The sequence below is a fragment of the Sutterella massiliensis genome, from assembly GCF_016899755.1.
Taxonomy (GTDB): domain Bacteria; phylum Pseudomonadota; class Gammaproteobacteria; order Burkholderiales; family Burkholderiaceae_F; genus Sutterella; species Sutterella massiliensis.
In genome coordinates, this window is sequence record NZ_JACJJC010000196.1 from 1 (window position 1) to 669 (window position 669).

Here is a 669-nt window from a genome sequence, read left to right on the forward strand (position 1 = left end):
AGACGACCGCAAATGGTAAGGTTGTTGTGAATGGCGGTTCCTTCGGTATCATGAATTCCTACAACGACGAATTCACACTGAAGGGCGAGATCAAGGATGAAAGCGCCGATCACTCCGTTGACATTGAAGTCAATGCAGGCGGCCGTTATCTTATCTCTGCTGGTGAAGACGTTTCCGTTGGCAACATCACCTTCGCCGAAGGCTCGTACATCTCCGTCGGCAGCACGGACCTTGACACGCTCAAGGCCGCTTACGCTGGAGAAATTCAGACGGGTACGGTTACCGCCGACGGTTCGATCACGGGTACGGCTATTGTCAACCCGGACTATGCGTTCTTCGATACGGATGTTACGTTCGAAGACAACAAGATCACGGGTTCGCTCTCCTACGACGAAGGTTCTTTCGACGACTACGGCTCCTCGAGCAATGCGCACAAGATCGGTGCAGCGATTGGCGCTGCCGGCGAAGGTGTGCTCTTCGACCAGATCCTTGGTGCTACGAAGGATCAGGTGACCCGTACGTACGACTCCCTCGCCAACGATGCGTTCCTGAATGCTCAGAACGCGGCGATCGTCAACACGATCACGATGACGCGTGCTGTTAAGGACCAGGCACAGGGCATCGGCGGCGCTCGCGTTGCCGAAATGGCTGACGGTACGGCTCGCATTT

Annotated in this window: 1 pseudogene; it reads left to right on the forward strand. The window is 55.6% G+C overall.

Annotated features, from left to right (window positions below):
- Positions 1 to 50 precede the first annotated feature (50 nt).
- Positions 51 to 669: pseudogene (locus H6A60_RS12135) on the forward strand (S8 family serine peptidase); the annotation flags it as partial.